The organism is Streptomyces sp. NPDC098781 (genome assembly GCF_044759995.1).
GTDB lineage: Bacteria > Actinomycetota > Actinomycetes > Streptomycetales > Streptomycetaceae > Streptomyces.
Map to the genome: position 1 here is coordinate 76,040 of NZ_JBIWAK010000016.1, position 17,672 is coordinate 93,711.

The window sequence follows — 17,672 nt, forward strand, 5'->3', positions numbered from 1 at the left end:
CCTCAACCGCCCATGGCCCGCACCCCCGCGGTCACCACCACGGCCGCCGCGACGACGAGCAGGAACGGGGCCCGCAGCATCAGCACCAAGGCTGCCGCGGCAAGCCCGGCGGCCCTCGCGTCCAGCACCAGCGCCTGCCCGTCACCGAACGTCTGCTGGGCGGTGAGCGCGGCGAGCAGCGCCACGGGCAACAGCGCGGCGAGGCGTCGTACGACAGGCCGTTCCAGAGCACCCGCGGGCACGAGCAGCCCGGCGAGCTTGACGGCGTAGCAGCCCAGAACGGTGGCACCGATGGCTATCCAGGTGTTCATCGCACACCCTTCCCCGCACGTCGTCCCCGCGCCCACAGCAGGGCCGGCGCCGCGAGGGCGGCCACCAGAACGGGCACGCCGGCGGGCAGCACCGGGAGGAAGCCCAGCCCCAGAACCACGGCCAGCCCGGCCACAGCCCGCTCGGTGGCGGACGTCAGCATCGGCGCGAGCAGCGCCAGAAACACAGCGGGCCCCGCCGCGTCCAGCCCCCAGGCATCGGTGTCCCCGATGGCTTCGGCCCCGAGCCCGCCGAGCAAAGTGGTGAGGTTCCACAGCACATACAGACTCAGCCCGGTCACGACGAACCCGATCCGTGCGCTGCGCCGCGTCGGCTGTGCCAGCGCGACGGCCGCGGTCTCGTCGATCACCCATTGCGCGGCGAACGGCCGCACCGCGCGCGGCAGCCGCAGTACCTGGGACAGCCGCAGCCCGTAGAAGGCGTTGCGCACCCCCAGAAAGAACGCCCCGGCGGCCGCGGTCAGCGGAGTGCCTCCGGCCGCGAGCGCCCCCACCAGCGCGAACTGCGACGCCCCGGTGAACACCAGCAGGCTGAGCACACAGGTCTGTAGGAGGGTGAGCCCGCTGCCCGCCGACGTCACCCCGAAGGCGAACCCGGACAGCCCGACGGCGACGCCGACCCCCAGGGCGTCCCGCACGACGGCGGCATCGGGTTTGTCGCCACCCGCGCGGGGGTCCTCAAGAATTCTCTGTTCTGGCACGCCCTCGAAGGTATGCAGCCCGCTGGCGCAGGTCTTGTACGTTCTTGCGCTCCCGCTGATAGGCCCCTGGGGGCACACCGACGATCCGGGTGAAGTGCCGGTTCAGATGGGGCTGATCGGTGAACCCCACGGCGACGGCCGCCTCGGCCGGCGAGACACCCGCGTCCAACAGCCGTCGAGCCCGCCGTACCCGCGCATCCGTCAGCCAGGTGTGCGGCGGCATGCCGTACACATCCCGAAAGGCCCGCAAGAGCGCGAACGGGCTGGTAGCGAGGTCGGCGGCCAGCCGTTCCAGACTCGGCGGCCCGGCCAGCCGCCCTTCCAACACCTCACGCGCGCGTACGGCCGCCCGGGCCCCCGCCGTGCGCACCTCCCGCTGCGGCAGCACCCCGCCGTTCAGCCGCAGCAGCCGGGTCACGGCGACCCGGAGCAGGGTGTCGGCGGCCAGGGCGTTGCCCTCGTCGGCGGCCCGCAGCACCTGATGCACCAGGCTCACCGCGTAGGGGTCGTCCAGTACGGGCCGGACGAAACCCGGCGTACCCCGGACCGTGGTGGTCTCGGCGGCGATCTCCCCCACCACCTCCGGGGACGGATAGACGGCCCCGTACCGCCATCCCTCGGGAACCCCCGCCCGTCCCGTGTGCGGCGTGTCCGGATTGACCAAGGCAAGGGCGCCGGCCCCCGCGGACACATCGGTCCCCCGATGATGAAAGACCTCCACACCATCGGCGATGGCGGCGATCACGAAGTGCTCATGGGTGTGCCGCACAAAGGTCTTGCGTATGTACCGCGCCCGCAGCAGATCGACCCCGGGCAACTCGGCGTACTGCCAGTGCCGCGCCCGCTCGCCTGAAGCTGCCATACCCCCATTCTCCGGGACCGCGGCCGGTGCACCCACACTCGGCGGCACCCGCGTACGGTCCCGGCCCCCCACCACACCCGCCTCCGCGCGACCCCGCACCCCAACCGACCCCGCGCAGGCCGCCGCAGGCCCCCGCCCCACCGACCCCGCGCAAGCCGCCGTAGGCCCGGCGGACAAGCCTCCGCAGGCACCCCGCCCACCGACCACCGCCCAGGCACCACCCGTTTCCCCAGCTCAGGCCGCATTGTCAGTCCCCGGGTGCAGGATGGACACATGGTCAGCAACCCACGCCAAGCCCTAGCCGGCTTCTCCCCCGCCACCCGCGGCTGGTTCACGGGCGCCTTCTCCGCGCCCACTGCGGCCCAGGCGGGCGCGTGGCAGGCCATTCAGGAGGGCTCGGACGTCCTGGTCGTGGCCCCCACCGGCTCCGGCAAGACCCTGGCCGCCTTCCTCGCCGCCCTGGACCAGCTGGCCTCCACACCCCCGCCCGCCGACCCCAAGAAGCGCTGCCGGGTCCTCTACGTCTCGCCTCTCAAGGCCCTGGCGGTGGACGTGGAGCGCAACCTCCGCAGCCCCCTCACGGGCATCCGCCAGGAGTCCGTACGCCTGGGCCTTCCGGAGCCCGAGGTGAAGGTCGGCATCCGCTCGGGCGACACCCCGGCCGCGGAGCGCCGCGCCCTGTCGACCCGTCCCCCGGACATCCTCATCACCACCCCCGAGTCCCTCTTCCTGATGCTGACGTCGGCCACCCGCGACGCCCTGACCGGCATCGAGACAGTGATCATGGACGAGGTCCACGCGGTGGCGGGCACCAAGCGCGGCGCCCACCTCGCGCTCACGCTGGAGCGCCTGGACGAACTCCTCCCGAAGCCGGCCCGCCGTATCGGCCTCTCCGCGACCGTCCGCCCGGTCGACGAGATCGCCCGCTATCTCTCCCCCCGCCGCAAGGTGGAGATCGTCCAGCCGAAGTCCGGCAAGGAGTTCGACCTCTCGGTGGTCGTCCCCGTGGAAGACCTGGGAGAACTGGGCGGCTCCCCCGTCGCCGACGGGTCCGAAGGCACGGAGCGCCCCTCGATCTGGCCGCATGTGGAAGAGCGCATCACCGACCTCGTCCAGGCCCATCGCTCCACCATCGTCTTCGCCAACTCCCGCCGCCTCGCCGAGCGTCTCTGCAACCGCCTGAACGAGATCGCCTACGAGCGCGCCACCGGCGAGACCCTGGACGAACACCACGCCCCGGCCGAGCTGATGGGCGGCTCGGGCGCGGCTCAGGGCGCGCCCCAGGTCATCGCCCGCGCCCACCACGGTTCGGTCTCGAAGGAACAACGCGCCCTCGTCGAGGAGGACCTCAAGGCGGGCCGCCTCCCCGCGGTGGTGGCGACCTCCAGCCTCGAACTCGGCATCGACATGGGCGCGGTGGACCTAGTGGTCCAGGTCGAGTCACCACCGTCCGTGGCCTCCGGCCTCCAGCGCGTCGGACGCGCGGGCCACCAGGTGGGCGCCGTCTCCACCGGCGTGGTCTTCCCGAAGTACCGCGGCGACCTGGTCCAGGCGGCGGTCGTCACCGAGCGCATGCGCACCGGCGCCATCGAATCCCTCAAGGTCCCCGCGAACCCCCTCGACGTCCTCGCCCAGCAGGTCGTCGCGATGACGGCGATGGACACCTGGCAGTTCGACGACCTCCTCGCCACCGTCCGCCGGGCCGCGCCCTTCGCGTCCCTCCCCGAGTCCGCCTTCACCGCGGTCCTCGACATGCTGGCCGGCCGCTACCCGTCCGACGCCTTCGCGGAACTGCGCCCGCGCGTGGTCTGGGACCGCGTCGCGGGCACGATCACCGGCCGCCCCGGCGCCCAGCGCCTCGCCGTCACCTCGGGCGGCACCATCCCCGACCGCGGGCTCTTCGGGGTGTTCCTCGCCGGATCGGACCCGAAGAAGGGCGGCGGCAGGGTCGGCGAGCTCGACGAGGAGATGGTCTACGAGTCCCGAGTGGGCGACGTCTTCACGCTGGGCACGAGCTCCTGGCGCATCGAGGACATCACCCGCGACCGTGTCCTGGTCTCTCCCGCCCCGGGCGTACCGGGCCGCCTCCCCTTCTGGAAGGGCGACCAGCTGGGCCGCCCGCTCGAACTGGGCCGCGCGGTGGGCGCGTTCCTGCGCGAGGTCGGCTCGCTGCCCAAGGACGACGCCCGTCTGCGTCTCGTCACCGCGGGCCTGGACGCCTGGGCCGCGGACAACGTCCTGTCGTACCTGGACGAGCAGCGCGAGGCCTGCGGCCACATCCCGGACGACCGCACGATCGTGGTCGAGCGCTTCCGCGACGAACTCGGCGACTGGCGCGTCGTCGTGCACTCTCCCTTCGGCGCCCAGGTCCACGCTCCCTGGGCGCTCGCCCTCGGCGCGAAGCTCTCCGAGCGGTACGGCATGGACGCGCAGGTCATGCACGCCGACGACGGCATCGTGCTGCGCCTGCCCGACGCCGACCTCATGGGCCTGGATCTGCTGGACCAGGAGCCGAGGAAGGCCGGCACGGAGTACGACGCCGACCAGGCGCCCGTGGGCGCGGCCGACGTCGTCTTCGACAAGGGCGACGTCGACCAGATCGTCACCGACCAGGTCGGCGGCTCGGCCCTGTTCGCGTCCCGCTTCCGCGAGTGCGCCGCCCGCGCGCTGCTGCTGCCGCGCCGCAACCCCGGCAAGCGCACCCCGCTGTGGCAGCAGCGCCAGCGGGCCGCCCAACTGCTTCAGGTGGCGGGCGAGTTCGGCTCTTTCCCGATCGTCCTGGAGGCGGTCCGCGAGTGCCTCCAGGACGTCTTCGACGTCCCGGGCCTGACAGAGCTGATGGGCGATCTGGAGTCCCGCCGGGTGCGCCTGGTCGAGGTCACCACCCCCGAGCCCTCGCCGTTCGCCCGCTCCCTCCTCTTCGGATACGTCGCCCAGTTCCTGTACGAGGGGGACTCCCCGCTCGCCGAGCGCCGCGCCGCCGCCCTGTCGCTGGACTCGCGGCTGCTGGCCGAGCTGCTCGGCCAGGCGGAGCTGCGTGAGCTGCTCGACGCCGAGGTGCTGACCGAGCTGGAGCGGGAGTTGCAGTGGCTCACCGAGGACCGCCGCGTCAAGGACGTCGAGAGCGTCGCCGACGTCCTCCGGCTCCTCGGCCCGCTCACCGACGCCGAGTTGGTCGAGCGGGGCGCGGAACCGCACTGGGCCCAGGAGCTGGCCGGTGCCCGCCGCGCCATCAAGGTCCGCGTCGCCGGAACCGACCACTGGGCGGCGATCGAGGACGCCGGCCGGCTGCGCGACGCGCTCGGCACGGCGCTGCCCGTCGGCGTCCCCGAGGCCTTCACCGAGCCCGTGAAGGATCCGCTCGGTGATCTCCTCGCCCGTTACGCCCGTACCCACGGCCCCTTCACCTCGGCGACGGCGGCGGCCCGCTTCGGCCTGGGCGTGGCGATCACGGACGGCGCGCTCCAGCGGCTGGCGGCGAGCGGGAGGGTCGTTCAGGGCGAGTTCCATCCGGCCGGCATCGGCCAGGAGTGGTGCGACGCGACGGTCCTGCGCCGCCTGCGCCGCCGCTCCCTCGCGGCTCTGCGGCACGAGCTGGAGCCGGTGCCGCCGGCCGCGCTCGCGCAGTTCCTGCCGCAGTGGCAGCACATCGGCAAGGGGCACGGACTGCGCGGCATCGACGGCCTGGTGCGCGCCATCGAGCAGTTGCAGGGCGCCTCCGTGCCCGCCTCCGCCCTGGAGAAGCTCGTACTGCCGTCCCGCGTCGCCCAGTACACCCCCGGGATGCTCGACGAGCTCACCGCAGCCGGCGAGGTCGTCTGGGCGGGCGCGGGCTCGCTCCCCGGCAAGGACGGCTGGGTCTCCCTCTACATGGCCGACACGGCCCCGCTGCTCCTGCCGCAGCCCCACCCCCTGGAGCTGACCGCGCTGCACGAGTCCGTCCTGAACACCCTCTCCGGCGGCTACGGCCTGTTCTTCCGCCAGATCGCCGACCAGGTCCGCGCCACCACCCACCCCGACGTCACCGACCCCCAGCTCGCCGACATCCTCTGGGAGCTGGCCTGGTCGGGCCGCCTCACCAACGACACCCTCGCCCCCATGCGCTCCCTGCTCGGTTCCGGCCGCACCGCGGGCTCCACGGCCCACCGCGCCAAGCGGACCGTCCCCCGCGGCCGCTACGGCTCGCTCACGGCCGCGGCGCGCCCCGCCTCCCGCACCGGCCCACCCACCGTCGCCGGCCGCTGGTCCCTGCTCCCGGCACACGAACCCGACCCCACCGTCCGCGCCCACGCCCTGGCCCGCGCCCTCCTCGACCGGCATGGCGTGGTGACGCGGGGAGCGGTCGGCGCGGAGGGCGTCGAAGGCGGCTTCTCGGCGATCTACCGCATCCTGTCCGCCTTCGAGGAGAGCGGACAGGCACGACGCGGTTACGTGGTCGAGGGCCTGGGTGCCGCCCAGTTCGCGATGGACGGCGCGGTGGACCGCCTGCGGGCGGTGTCCAACGCCCGCGACCGGGGCGAGGACCTGCCGGGCCCCGCCATCCCCGACTTCCCCGACGGCTCCGGGACGCCCGAACCCTTCGGTGCCTCCGACGCCTTCGGCGCCACGCAGGACAGTCCGGACGGCACCCCCGCCTACGACATCCCCGACCTCGACCACGACTTCCTCGACAGCCACCTGGAACAGCTCGGCCCGGGCGACTACGTCTCACCCCGAGACCTCGCCCCCCAGGACGCCGGCCGCACTCCCCAGGGCAACCGGTGGCAGAACACCCGCACCCCCTACGGCCCCGGATCCGCACCCCACCGCTCCCGATCCGCCCCCGACACCCGAGCCGTCGTCCTGGCCGCCGCCGACCCGGCGAACGCCTACGGCGCGGCCCTGGCCTGGCCCGAGCCCCCCACCGGCGCCGGGCACAAGCCGGGTCGCAAGGCGGGCTCCCTCGTGGTCCTGGTCGACGGCGAGCTGACCCTTTACATGGAGCGCGGCGGCAAGACCCTCCTGGCCTGGCCCTCGGCCCCGGACACGGAACCCACCGACGACCCCCGCCTGCACACGGCGGCGGAAGCCCTCGCCGCGGCAGCCCGCGCGGGCTCCCTCGGCACGGTCACGGTGGAACGGGTGAACGGCGCCTCCGCGCTGACGTCCCCCCTGGGCACCCTCCTGGAGGGAGCGGGCTTCATCGCGACCCCCAGAGGCCTGCGCCTACGCGCCTGACGCCCTCCCCTCGGGCCCGGCCCGCCGCCTCACCCGTCCCCCGCCCTCACCCCATGCCACCCTTGACCCATGCCCGAAGGAGACACGGTCTGGCAGACCGCGAAACGGCTCCACACCGTCCTCGCGGGCAAGACTCTGATCCGCACCGACTTCCGGGTCCCCAAGTACGCCACGGCCGACCTCACCGGCCGCACCGTCCTGGACGTCACCGCACGCGGCAAGCACCTCCTCACCCGTGTAGAGGGCGGTCTCACGGTCCACTCGCACCTCGGCATGGAGGGTTCCTGGAAGGTCTACGCCGACGAGCAGCGCTGGACGGGCGGCCCCGCCCACCAGATTCGCGTGATCCTCACGGCCGAGGCCGCCGCAGCCGCCGTACCCGCTTCCACCCCCGGCGCCCTCCCCACCCACACGGCGGTCGGCTACCGCCTGCCCGTCCTGGAACTCCTGCGCACCGCGGAGGAAGACCGCGCGGTCGGCCACCTCGGCCCCGACCTGCTGGGCCCGGACTGGGACCCCGACCGTGCCCTCGGCAACCTGCTCGCGGACCCCGCCCGCCCCCTCGGCGAGGCCCTCCTGGACCAGCGCAACCTCGCCGGCATCGGCAATGTCTACAAGAGCGAACTCTGCTTCCTGCTCCGCGTCACCCCCTGGCTCCCCGTGGGCGCGCTTCCCGCCGAGCACACCGCCCAGCTGCCGGTGCTCGCCAAGAAGCTCCTGGAAGCCAACCGCGACCGCCCGATCCGGACGACGACGGGCCGCCGCGGCCAGGACCTCTTCGTGTACGGCCGGGCCAAGCGCCCCTGTCTGCGCTGCTCCACCCCGATCCGCGTAGCCGACCAGGGCGACGGCTCCCGCGAGCGCCCCACCTACTGGTGCCCGAGCTGCCAGGCCGGCCCGGCCCCGAGCAGGACGCGGGGCACCGCCGCACACCGCGGAACCCAACACCGTACGAACAATTGACGACCCGTCAGAAACCCTCGTACCGTCGCCTCATGGCCGTCAAGGCGTACGACCTCACCGGACGCACCGCATTCGTCACCGGCGCCGCCAGCGGCATAGGCCGCGCGTCGGCCGTGCTGCTCGCCGAAGCAGGCGCCGCCGTGCACTGTGCCGACCGTGACGCACAGGGCCTGCACGACACGGCGACCCTGATCAAGGCGGCCGGCGGCACGGCCCGTACCCACCACCTCGACGTCACCGATCGCGAACAGCTCCGCCGGGCCGTCGCCTCCTGCGAGCGGCTGGACGTGATGGCCGCGGTCGCCGGGATCATGCACAGCAGTCCGGTCCTGGAGACCCGCGACGAGGACCTCGACCGTGTGCTGGACGTCAACTTCAAGGGAGTGCTCCACGCCTGCCAGGAAGCCGCCCGCGCGATGCTCGCGCAGCGCGTCCGGGGCAGCATCGTCACCATGGCCTCGGGCGCCGTGGACACCGGAGGCCCCGGCCTGCTCTGCTACGGCGTGGCCAAGGCGGCCGTAGTGCAGCTGACGAAGACGCTGGCGACGGAGATGGGCCCGCACGGCATCCGGGTCAACGCGGTCGCTCCGGGGTGGATCCGCACCCCGATGACCGACCGGCACGACAGCGCGGCACAGACTCAGACCGAGGGGTTCATGGCCCGGATGTCGCCGCTGGGCCGGGTCGGCGAACCCGAGGACATCGCACACGCGGTGCTGCACCTGGCGTCGGACGCGTCGTCCTTCACCACGGGGCAGATCCTGCGTCCGAACGGCGGTGTGGCGATGCCTTGGTAGTCGGCGCCGGCCGTCTCACCCGCCCTGCCCGCCAGGCCCGCGCCCACCGACGGGCGTCCACGGCCCCCTCGGCCCGCGACTTCGGCACACAGTGCACCGGCAGGAGACTCAGCCCCCACCCCCCGACGGCGACGGCCGCCTCCAGCTCGCCCGCGCCCGGCACCAGCGCGAGCCGCAGCACGGCCCACCACCACAGCGCCCCGAACGCGAGAGCCGCCCCCCAGCGCGCTATCGGCCGTGCCATCCGCTCACCTCCAGCCCGAGGCTAGGCCGCCCGTGCAGCGGCCGGGAGGGCGCACCCACGGCACGCGCGGGCGGCGCGGCCCAACGCCTTCACCACCCGTCGAGCGCCGCCACACCGCGCCTCACCGTCCGTAGGGAGCCGTCACACACGCCGTCACGCCCCTCCCACCATGACCGCCCACCCAGACGACGGCAAGCGGACCGGAGGGACCCGGAACAGCACGAAACCCCGACCGCTCTCCCCCAGGTCTCCCCGGAGAAGCCCCGGCCGGGGCCTCACACAACTCCTCAGCGCATGGTCACGCCATACGCAGTGGCGGCACCGTCACGCGGCGACCACGTCCACCGCCTCGGCGGGCGCCTTGATGGTCACCCGTTCCGGTGGCACACCGGTCACCGACACGGAACCCAGCATCGGGCGGACCGACGCGGGTACAGGCTCGCTGGGTGTGGCCGCAGCAGACTGGGCCAGCTCGGCGAGGGCGAGCTCGTCGCTCACTTCTCGCATGAGCTCGGACATCCGTACGTCCAGCGCGTCGCAGATAGCGGAGAGCAGCTCGGAGGAAGCCTCCTTCTGCCCCCGCTCCACCTCGGAGAGATAGCCGAGTGAGACTCGGGCGGACGAGGAGACTTCGCGCAGAGTACGGCCCTGGCGCTGGCGCTGCCGACGCAGCACGTCACCCAGCAGGCGACGGAGCAGAATCATCGGTGGCTCCCTCCTCGGACCGCGTAGCCGCATCCTTCACGCCCCACCGTACCGCCTTGCGCCGCGGCCGTGCGGGGAGCGATGTCGTGTTCACTCAGGGCTGCAAACATCAAAACCCCCCGTTCTGTTCCGTATCCTGTGCCCGCTCATTCCCACTGTGTTCGCTCGCAAGCTCCTTCAGGAGGAGTGCGAGTACGCTCCGTACACTCTCCATACGAATTTCCTCGCGGCCGCCGTTCAACCGCAGGGCCTCCACTTTTCCGCCACCGGCAGAACCGGAACCGACGCCGACCGGCCCGTCGACCGCCACGAAAACGGTCCCCACGGGGTGTCCGTCCTGCGTATCGGGCCCCGCCACACCGGTGGTGGCGATGCCCCAGTCGGCCCCGAGAGCCTTCCGGACACCGGCCGCCATCTGGGCCGCGACCTGCGGATTCACCGCTCCGTGCCGCTCCAGCAGGGCGGCGTCGACGCCGAGCAGTCCCTGTTTGAGTTCGGTGGCGTAGGCGGTCACCGACCCTCGGAAGGCCTTCGATGCCCCTGGGACGGCTGTGATGTCCGCCGCAACCAGTCCGCCGGTCAGCGACTCGGCGACAGCGAGCGTCTCACCCTTCACTGTGAGTAGTCGCACCACGTCGGTGGCCGGGGAACTCACGCTTCGGTCTCCTCCAACGCGGCCTTGCGCTCGGCGATTCCCTGCCTGCGCAGCACAATGGCCTGTCTCACATAGTCGAGCCCGGTCACCACGGTCAGCACGACCGCCGCGGCCATCACCCACCACCGCAGGGTGGCCAGCCACCCCGTCAGCGCCAGGATGTACATCCCGACGGCCACGCCCTGCGTGAGGGTCTTGAGCTTGCCGCCCCGGCTCGCCGGGATCACTCCGTACCGGATGACGATGAAACGCAGCAGGGTGATCCCGAGTTCCCGGCCGAGGATGACGATCGTCACCCACCACGGCAGGTCGCCCAGTGCCGACAGACAGATCAGCGCCGCCCCCATGATCGCCTTGTCGGCGATGGGGTCGGCGATCTTTCCGAAGTCGGTGACGAGGTTGTAGGTGCGCGCCAGATGACCGTCGAACAGGTCGGTGATCATGGCGATGGCGAAGGCCGCCCAGGCCAGCGAGCGCCACGCCGGGTCATAGCCGCCGTCGGCCAGCATCAGCGCGACGAAGGCCGGCACCAGGACCAGCCGGAGCATGGTCAGCAGGTTGGCGACGTTCCAGACGCTCGCCTGGTTGACGGCCGCGGCCGCGATCTTCCCGCCGCGCGGGGGTTTCGCACCGTCCTGGCCGCCGCTCTCGGCGCCGGTGGCCGACGGACCGCCCGCCTTCGATCCGCCCACTTTCGAACCGCCCGCCTTGGACGAGCCGGCCCTGGAGGCACCCAACGAGCCGGCGGCGTTGCCCGCCGCACCCGCCTGGGAGGGGCCACCCGCGGCGGACGCCGGAACTCCGGTCATCTGGCCGCCTCCTCACTACACGCGAGCGTGCCCAGCAGCGGCTCGGCCACCAGGTCGACACCTTCCGTACCGACCACCTTCGCCTCGACCATACGACCCACCCGCAACCCGGCGCCGCTCGTGAGCAGCACCTGGCCGTCGGTCTCGGGCGCCTGGTGCGCGCCTCGGCCGTACGCACCCTCGTCCCCGTCCTCGGAGCCGACCGACTCGACCAGCACCTGCACGGTCTCCCCGAGCCGCTCCTCGGCCCGCTGCGAGACGAGTTCCTCGGCCAGCCGGGAGACACGTGCCAGCCGCTCGGCGACGACGTCCTCGTCGAGCTTGTCGTCGTACGTCGCGGCCTCGGTGCCCTCCTCGTCGGAGTAGCCGAAGACGCCGATGGCGTCCAGCCGCGCGTGGTTCAGGAAGCGCTCCAGCTCGGCAAGATCGGCCTCGGTCTCGCCGGGGAAGCCGACGATGAAGTTGGAGCGGACACCGGCCTGGGGCGCCTTGCCGCGGATGGTGTCGAGCAGTTCCAGGAAGCGGTCGGTGTCCCCGAAGCGGCGCATCGCGCGCAGCACGCCGGGCGCGGAGTGCTGGAAGGACAGGTCGAAGTACGGGGCGACCTTCGGCGTGGAGGTCAGCACGTCGATCAGGCCGGGGCGCATCTCGGCCGGCTGGAGGTAGCTGACGCGCACCCGCTCGATGCCGTCGACCTCGGAAAGCTCCGGCAGCAGGGACTCCAGCAGGCGGATGTCGCCGAGGTCCTTGCCGTAGGAGGTGTTGTTCTCGGAGACCAGCATGATCTCCTTCACGCCCTGTTCGGCCAGCCACCGCGTCTCGTTCAGCACATCGCTGGGCCGGCGCGAGATGAAGGAGCCACGGAAGGACGGGATGGCGCAGAAGGAGCAACGCCGGTCGCAGCCGGAGGCGAGCTTCACCGAGGCGACCGGGGCGCCGTCGAGGCGGCGGCGCAGGGGCGCGCGGGGGCCGGAGGCCGGGGCGAGGCCCTCCGGAAGGTCGGCGGGGGCGTGGCCGGGGAGCGCGACCTCGGCCGCGGACTCCTGCCGCTCGGCCGGGCTGATCGGCAGCAGCTTGCGCCGGTCGCGCGGGGTGTGCGCGGCGTGGATACCGCCGGACAGGATGGTCTGGAGACGGTCCGAGATGTCCGCGTAGTCGTCGAAGCCGAGCACGCCGTCGGCCTCGGGAAGCGCCTCGGCGAGGTCCTTGCCGTACCGCTCGGCCATACAGCCCACCGCCACGACGGCCTGGGTTCTCCCCTGGCCCTTGAGGTCGTTGGCCTCCAGGAGCGCGTCGACGGAGTCCTTCTTGGCGGCGTCGACGAAGCCACAGGTGTTGACCACGGCGACGTCCGCGTCCGCGGCGTCCTCCACGAGGTCCCAGCCGTCCGCCTCCAAACGGCCTGCGAGCTCCTCCGAGTCCACCTCATTACGGGCGCAGCCAAGGGTGACGAGTGCGACGGTACGGCGTTCAGGCATGGGCTCAAGACTACTTTGTCTCACTGACAGCCCACGTCGACGGGGTTGGCTGATCTTGGCCAACCCCGTCTGCGGCTCACCCCTTCAGCCGGACTTAGCCGGCCTGCGGGTCGCCCTTGGTGTAGGTGAGGCGCTCCACGGCGCCCGGCTGCCAGTCGTCCTCGATCTTCTTGCCGTTGACGTAGAGGTCGATCGCACCGGCGTCGCCGAGGACGAGGTTGATCTTCTCGTTGTCCTGGAAGGTCTTGGAGTCGCCCTGCTTGAGCAGGCCGTCGAAGAGGAACCGGCCGTTGTGGTCCTTGGCCGCGATCCAGCTCCTGCCGTCGGCCGCGGTGACCTGAACGGTCACCTTGTCCTGGGGGACGGCGGCGATGGCGCTGTCCGAGGGCTCCGGCTTGGGGTCCTTGGGCTTGTCGGTCTTCGGGGTGGGTGTGGTCTTGTCGGACGTCGGCGTCGAGCCGCCCTCGGCGACGGCCGACTTGCCACCGTCGTCCTCGCCCTTGAACGCGGTGAACCCGACGAACCCGACCACCGCGACGATCGCGGCGACCATGGCCGCGGTCCAGTTCGGCCCGCGGCGTTCGGGACGGATGCGCTCCGCCTCGAACAGGGGGGCCGCCGGGGTCGGCGCCGGCCGTCCGCCGTGCGAGGCGTCGTACTGGGCGAGAAGGGGGGCCGGATCGAGATGGACGGCCTTGGCCAGGGTCCGGATGTGGCCGCGGGCGTACACGTCGCCGCCGCAGGGGGCGAAGTTGTCCGCCTCGATGGCCTGCACGATGGCGATGCGGACCCGGGTGGCACTAGTGACGTCGTCGACGGTCAGCCCTGCGTCGATACGAGCCTGCCGGAGGGCACGGCCGATCGAGGGGCGGGCTTCCTCGGACACGTCTTCGAACGGACGCTCGTCTTCAGGGGAGTTGCCGATGGACACGGGGGCGCCTTTCGAGCGTTTAAGCCACCTGTGCTGGAGGTTCAGTCTAGGGGGGTAACGAAAGGGTGGGGCAACCGGGCGGTGGGACTTTATACGCCATCAGAATGGCCGGACACGCTGATGGTGGGGTAGGCGATTGTCGCTTCGCTCAACTTGACGTACGTCGAAGGGAAACGGTTGCTCAATGATCCCTTACGGGTGAGTCACGATCAGACATCGGCTCCTCAGGCACCCGCCCGCAAGGCGACCATGGCGTCCGTTTTCCCCCTCGGAGTGTTGTTAAGCCTCCCCGCGGATCACGGCGAGCACGCCGTCCAGCTCATCAGCTTTCACAAGAACGTCACGAGCCTTGGAGCCCTCGCTGGGCCCGACGATGCCCCGTGACTCCATGAGGTCCATCAGCCGCCCCGCCTTGGCGAACCCGACCCGCAGCTTGCGCTGGAGCATGGACGTCGACCCGAACTGCGTGGAGACCACGAGCTCGGCCGCCTGGCACAGCAGGTCGAGGTCGTCGCCGATCTCCTCGTCGATCTCCTTCTTCTGCTTGGTCCCCACGGTGACGTCGTCCCGGAAGACGGGCGCCATCTGGTCCTTGCAGTGCTGGACGACGGCCGCGACCTCGTCCTCGGTCACGAAGGCGCCCTGCATACGCGTGGGCTTGTTGGCCCCCATCGGCAGGAACAGCCCGTCGCCCTTGCCGATCAGCTTCTCGGCACCGGGCTGGTCGAGGATGACCCGCGAGTCCGCGAGCGAGGAGGTGGCGAACGCGAGCCTGGAGGGCACGTTCGCCTTGATGAGACCGGTGACGACGTCCACCGAGGGCCGCTGGGTGGCGAGTACCAGGTGGATGCCGGCCGCGCGCGCGAGCTGCGTGATGCGCACGATCGCGTCCTCGACGTCCCGCGGGGCGACCATCATCAGGTCGGCGAGCTCGTCCACGATCACCAGCAGATACGGATACGGCTGGAGCTCGCGCTCGCTGCCCTCCGGCGCCTTCACCTTGCCGGCCCGAACGGCTTCGTTGAAGTCGTCGATGTGCCGGTAGCCGTACGCGGCCAGGTCGTCGTAGCGGAGGTCCATCTCGCGTACGACCCACTGGAGCGCCTCGGCGGCCCGCTTCGGGTTGGTGATGATCGGCGTGATCAGGTGCGGGATGCCCTCGTAGGCGGTCAGCTCGACGCGCTTGGGGTCGACCAGGACCATGCGGACGTCCTCCGGGGTCGCCCGCATCATCACCGAAGTGATCAAGCAGTTGATGCAGGACGACTTACCGGAACCGGTCGCACCGGCGACCAGAACATGCGGCATCTTGGCGATGTTGGCCATCACATAGCCGCCCTCGACGTCCTTGCCGAGCGCGACCAGCATCGGGTGGTCGTCCTCGGCGGCGGCCGCGAGGCGCAGCACATCTCCGAGGTTGACCATCTCGCGGTCGGTGTTGGGGATCTCGATGCCGACCGCGGACTTGCCGGGGATCGGGCTGATGATCCGCACGTCCGGGCTGGCGACGGCGTAGGCGATGTTCTTGGTCAGGGCGGTGATCCGCTCGACCTTCACGGCCGGCCCGAGCTCGACCTCGTAACGCGTGACCGTCGGCCCGCGCGTGAAGCCGGTGACACGGGCGTCGACCTTGAACTCGGTGAAGACGGTGGTGAGCGAGTCGACGATGGCGTCGTTGGCGGCGCTGCGCGACTTGCCGGGTCCGCCGCGCTCCAAGAGGTCGAGCGACGGCAGCGAGTAGGTGATGTCGCCGGACAGCTGGAGCTGTTCGGCGCGCGGCGGCAGGTCGCGCATCTCGTCGGGAGCGGCCTTGGTGAGGTCCGGCACCTCCGACTTGTCCAGGTCCGCGGGCTCGCTCTTCGGCAGCTTCTCCTGCTTGGGCCGCGCGGCCGGCACGGGCGTCGGCACCGGGGTGGTCTCGGCGCGGTCGCCCACGCTGACGCCCTGGGTGAGGTCCGCGACGATCGGCGAGGGCGGCATTCCGTGCAGTACGGCGCCGTCGAGCGCGGCAGCGGCGGCCGCCGCGACGTCCACGGCGTCCATGGGACGGTCCATCTCGGGCTGCGGCACCGCGGAGCGCCTCGGACGCCCGCGACGCCGCGAGAGGGCTTCCTGTTCGGCGCCGTCCGGGTCGTACGCCGCGGGGGCCGGCCCGCGCTTACGACTGCGCGAGGCGGGCACCGACTCCCGCCACTGGTCGTCGTAGCGCTGCTCGTCCTCGGTGTACTCGTCCTCGTCGTCCTCGGGGTCGGGCAGGATGCCGAGCTTGATGCCCAACTGCCGCAGCCGCTGCGGGATGGCGTTGACCGGCGTGGCCGTGACCACCAGCAGTCCGAAGACCGTGAGCAGCACGAGCAGCGGCACGGCGAGGACCTCGCCCATGGCGTACGTCAGCGGAGTCGCCGCGCCCCAGCCGATCAGCCCGCCCGCGTCCCTTATGGCCTGCATCCCGGCACTGCGGGCCGGCGAGCCGACGGCGATGTGCACCTGGCCGAGGACGCCGATGACGAGCGCGGACAGGCCGATGACGATCCGGCCGTTGGCCTCGGGCTGCTCGGGGTGCCGGATGAACCGTACGGCGATGACCGCGAGCAGTATCGGCACCAGCAGGTCGAGCCGGCCGAAGGCGCCGGTCACGATGATCTCTACGAGGTCGCCCACGGGACCGCGCAGATTGGACCAGGTACCGGCGGCGACGATCAGCGCCAGGCCCAGCAGCAGCAGCGCGACGCCGTCCTTGCGATGGGCCGGGTCGAGGTTCTTCGCGCCCTGCCCTATGCCACGGAACACCGCGCCGACCGCGTGCGCGAGCCCGAGCCAGACGGCGCGCACGAGCCGGTAGACGCCCCCGGTGGGGTTGGGCGCGGGCTTCGGCGGCGCGACTTTCTTCGCCGCGGCCTTCCTGGCCGGCGCCTTCTTCGCGGGGGCTTTCTTGGCAACGGCCTTCTTCGCCGGAGCCTTCGCGGAAGCGGCCGCCTTCTTCGCCGGCGGCTTCTTGGCTGCGGAGGAACGTGAGGCCATGGAGGTGAGGTTACCGGTGTGGAGGACAGCGGACACGTGTGCCCACTGCTTCACCCGTTCGTGTCGCCCTTGCCGGGGCGGCGAACTGACGCCGGTTCACCGACCCGTCACACCCCGGACGATCCGGCGCCGCTCGTCGGCCAACCGGCGCCTTCGCGCCGTCAGTTCTGCGAGGACACCGAGGAGGTGCTACCGGTGCCGGGCTCCAGTGCGTCCAGCGCCCGCCGCAACCCGGTGAGTTTGCGTTCGAGATGGGCCGCCGTGGCCACCGCCGCCGCGTCCGCGGACTCGTCGTCCAGCTGCTTCGACAGCGCCTCGGCCTGCTCCTCGACGGCGGCGAGCCGCGCGGACAGCTCGGCGAGCAGGCCCGCCGGCTCCTTCGGCTCCGCGCCCGTCGACTTGCCGCCGCCCTCCAACTGGAGCCGCAGCAGCGCCGCCTGCTCCCGCAGCTGGCAGTTCTTCATGTACAGCTCGACGAACACCGAGACCTTCGCCCGCAGCACCCACGGGTCGAACGGCTTGGAGATGTAGTCCACCGCGCCCGCCGCGTAGCCGCGGAAGGTGTGATGCGGGCCGTGATTGATCGCGGTGAGGAAGATGATCGGGATGTCCCTGGTCCGTTCCCGCCGCTTGATGTGCGCAGCGGTTTCGAAACCGTCCATTCCCGGCATCTGGACGTCCAGCAGAATGACCGCGAAATCGTCCGTCAGAAGTGCCTTGAGCGCTTCCTCCCCGGACGATGCCCGCACCAGGGTCTGATCGAGCGCCGAGAGGATCGCCTCCAGCGCCAGCAGATTCTCCGGCCGGTCATCGACCAGGAGGATCTTGGCCTTCTGCACCATGGCCCGCCCTCCTCGCCCCGGCAGTGCACCGGGCTCCGCCCCAGGGGACGACTCCCTTACGCCGCCCGCCCTCGTGCCGGTCATGGTAGCCGCACCCTGCCTGTCGCCACACCCTGTC

General features: G+C 71.8%; 14 protein-coding genes. 3 read left to right on the forward strand and 11 right to left on the reverse strand.

The features are described 5' to 3' along the window. Positions 1–2: 2 nt before the first annotated feature. The 3 genes from ACIQWG_RS39730 to ACIQWG_RS39740 are packed head-to-tail and all read right to left on the reverse strand — an operon-like array spanning position 3 to position 1,892. Positions 3–311 carry an AzlD domain-containing protein gene (locus ACIQWG_RS39730; RefSeq protein WP_404105690.1) on the reverse strand — a complete coding sequence of 103 codons (309 nt, stop codon included), beginning with the start codon at positions 309–311 and terminating at the stop codon, positions 3–5. Beyond that, positions 308–1,030 (reverse strand): AzlC family ABC transporter permease, encoded by a 723-nt coding sequence (locus ACIQWG_RS39735; RefSeq protein WP_404105692.1) that lies wholly within the window; start codon positions 1,028–1,030, stop codon positions 308–310. The genes ACIQWG_RS39730 and ACIQWG_RS39735 overlap by 4 nt, the downstream gene beginning before the upstream one ends. Next, entirely contained in the window at positions 1,008–1,892 is an 885-nt protein-coding gene (locus tag ACIQWG_RS39740) for an AraC family transcriptional regulator (RefSeq protein WP_404105695.1), read from the reverse strand. Before ACIQWG_RS39740 ends, ACIQWG_RS39735 begins: the two co-directional genes overlap by 23 nt. Before the next feature lie 273 nt (positions 1,893–2,165). Between ACIQWG_RS39740 and ACIQWG_RS39745 the strand changes: the two genes are divergently transcribed. From ACIQWG_RS39745 to ACIQWG_RS39755, 3 genes are all read left to right on the forward strand, one after another. Continuing rightward, complete coding sequence (locus ACIQWG_RS39745) at positions 2,166–7,109, forward strand: ATP-dependent helicase (protein WP_404105698.1); 4,944 nt, start codon at positions 2,166–2,168, stop codon at positions 7,107–7,109. 69 nt (positions 7,110–7,178) lie between these two features. Next, the gene (locus tag ACIQWG_RS39750; RefSeq protein ID WP_404105701.1) at positions 7,179–8,072 is read left to right on the forward strand and encodes an Fpg/Nei family DNA glycosylase; all 894 of its coding nucleotides are present in this window, start codon (positions 7,179–7,181) and stop codon (positions 8,070–8,072) included. A gap of 32 nt (positions 8,073–8,104) precedes the next feature. Then, positions 8,105–8,869: an SDR family NAD(P)-dependent oxidoreductase gene (locus ACIQWG_RS39755; protein WP_404105704.1), complete on the forward strand. Its 765-nt coding sequence runs from the start codon at positions 8,105–8,107 to the stop codon at positions 8,867–8,869. Here ACIQWG_RS39755 and ACIQWG_RS39760 read toward each other — a convergent pair. The 8 genes from ACIQWG_RS39760 to ACIQWG_RS39795 form a co-directional block, all read right to left on the reverse strand. Then, a complete protein-coding gene (locus tag ACIQWG_RS39760) occupies positions 8,817–9,113 on the reverse strand; it encodes a hypothetical protein (RefSeq protein WP_404105706.1) in 297 nt (98 codons plus the stop codon). The genes ACIQWG_RS39755 and ACIQWG_RS39760 overlap by 53 nt on opposite strands. Before the next feature lie 324 nt (positions 9,114–9,437). Next, on the reverse strand, positions 9,438–9,818 hold the full coding sequence (locus ACIQWG_RS39765; RefSeq protein WP_062650917.1) for a helix-turn-helix domain-containing protein: 381 nt from the start codon (positions 9,816–9,818) through the stop codon (positions 9,438–9,440). 109 nt (positions 9,819–9,927) lie between these two features. Next, entirely contained in the window at positions 9,928–10,473 is a 546-nt protein-coding gene (locus ACIQWG_RS39770; protein ID WP_404105709.1) for a CinA family protein, read from the reverse strand. After that, on the reverse strand, positions 10,470–11,282 hold the full coding sequence (gene pgsA, locus ACIQWG_RS39775; RefSeq protein WP_404105711.1) for a CDP-diacylglycerol--glycerol-3-phosphate 3-phosphatidyltransferase: 813 nt from the start codon (positions 11,280–11,282) through the stop codon (positions 10,470–10,472). Before pgsA ends, ACIQWG_RS39770 begins: the two co-directional genes overlap by 4 nt. Then, entirely contained in the window at positions 11,279–12,760 is a 1,482-nt protein-coding gene (gene rimO / locus ACIQWG_RS39780) for a 30S ribosomal protein S12 methylthiotransferase RimO (protein ID WP_404105714.1), read from the reverse strand. Before rimO ends, pgsA begins: the two co-directional genes overlap by 4 nt. A gap of 94 nt (positions 12,761–12,854) precedes the next feature. Continuing rightward, positions 12,855–13,691 carry a helix-turn-helix domain-containing protein gene (locus ACIQWG_RS39785; protein ID WP_404105717.1) on the reverse strand — a complete coding sequence of 279 codons (837 nt, stop codon included), beginning with the start codon at positions 13,689–13,691 and terminating at the stop codon, positions 12,855–12,857. A 279-nt stretch (positions 13,692–13,970) separates the two neighbouring features. Beyond that, positions 13,971–16,712, reverse strand: a complete 2,742-nt coding sequence (locus ACIQWG_RS39790) for a DNA translocase FtsK (protein ID WP_404105720.1) — start codon at positions 16,710–16,712, stop codon at positions 13,971–13,973. Positions 16,713–16,873: 161 nt separating this feature from the next. Next, positions 16,874–17,554: a two-component system response regulator gene (locus tag ACIQWG_RS39795; protein ID WP_383409177.1), complete on the reverse strand. Its 681-nt coding sequence runs from the start codon at positions 17,552–17,554 to the stop codon at positions 16,874–16,876. Positions 17,555–17,672 lie beyond the last annotated feature (118 nt).

Excerpts from the sequence above, each read along its gene's own strand:
- ACIQWG_RS39730 (WP_404105690.1), bottom strand. The coding sequence starts at position 311 with ATGAACACCTGGATAGCCATCGGTGCCACCGTTCTGGGCTGCTACGCC.
- ACIQWG_RS39740 (WP_404105695.1), bottom strand. The coding sequence starts at position 1,892 with ATGGCAGCTTCAGGCGAGCGGGCGCGGCACTGGCAGTACGCCGAGTTG.
- ACIQWG_RS39745 (WP_404105698.1), top strand. The coding sequence starts at position 2,166 with ATGGTCAGCAACCCACGCCAAGCCCTAGCCGGCTTCTCCCCCGCCACC.
- ACIQWG_RS39750 (WP_404105701.1), top strand. The coding sequence starts at position 7,179 with ATGCCCGAAGGAGACACGGTCTGGCAGACCGCGAAACGGCTCCACACC.
- ACIQWG_RS39755 (WP_404105704.1), top strand. The coding sequence starts at position 8,105 with ATGGCCGTCAAGGCGTACGACCTCACCGGACGCACCGCATTCGTCACC.
- ACIQWG_RS39760 (WP_404105706.1), bottom strand. The coding sequence starts at position 9,113 with ATGGCACGGCCGATAGCGCGCTGGGGGGCGGCTCTCGCGTTCGGGGCG.
- ACIQWG_RS39765 (WP_062650917.1), bottom strand. The coding sequence starts at position 9,818 with ATGATTCTGCTCCGTCGCCTGCTGGGTGACGTGCTGCGTCGGCAGCGC.
- pgsA (WP_404105711.1), bottom strand. The coding sequence starts at position 11,282 with ATGACCGGAGTTCCGGCGTCCGCCGCGGGTGGCCCCTCCCAGGCGGGT.
- rimO (WP_404105714.1), bottom strand. The coding sequence starts at position 12,760 with ATGCCTGAACGCCGTACCGTCGCACTCGTCACCCTTGGCTGCGCCCGT.
- ACIQWG_RS39790 (WP_404105720.1), bottom strand. The coding sequence starts at position 16,712 with ATGGCCTCACGTTCCTCCGCAGCCAAGAAGCCGCCGGCGAAGAAGGCG.
- ACIQWG_RS39795 (WP_383409177.1), bottom strand. The coding sequence starts at position 17,554 with ATGGTGCAGAAGGCCAAGATCCTCCTGGTCGATGACCGGCCGGAGAAT.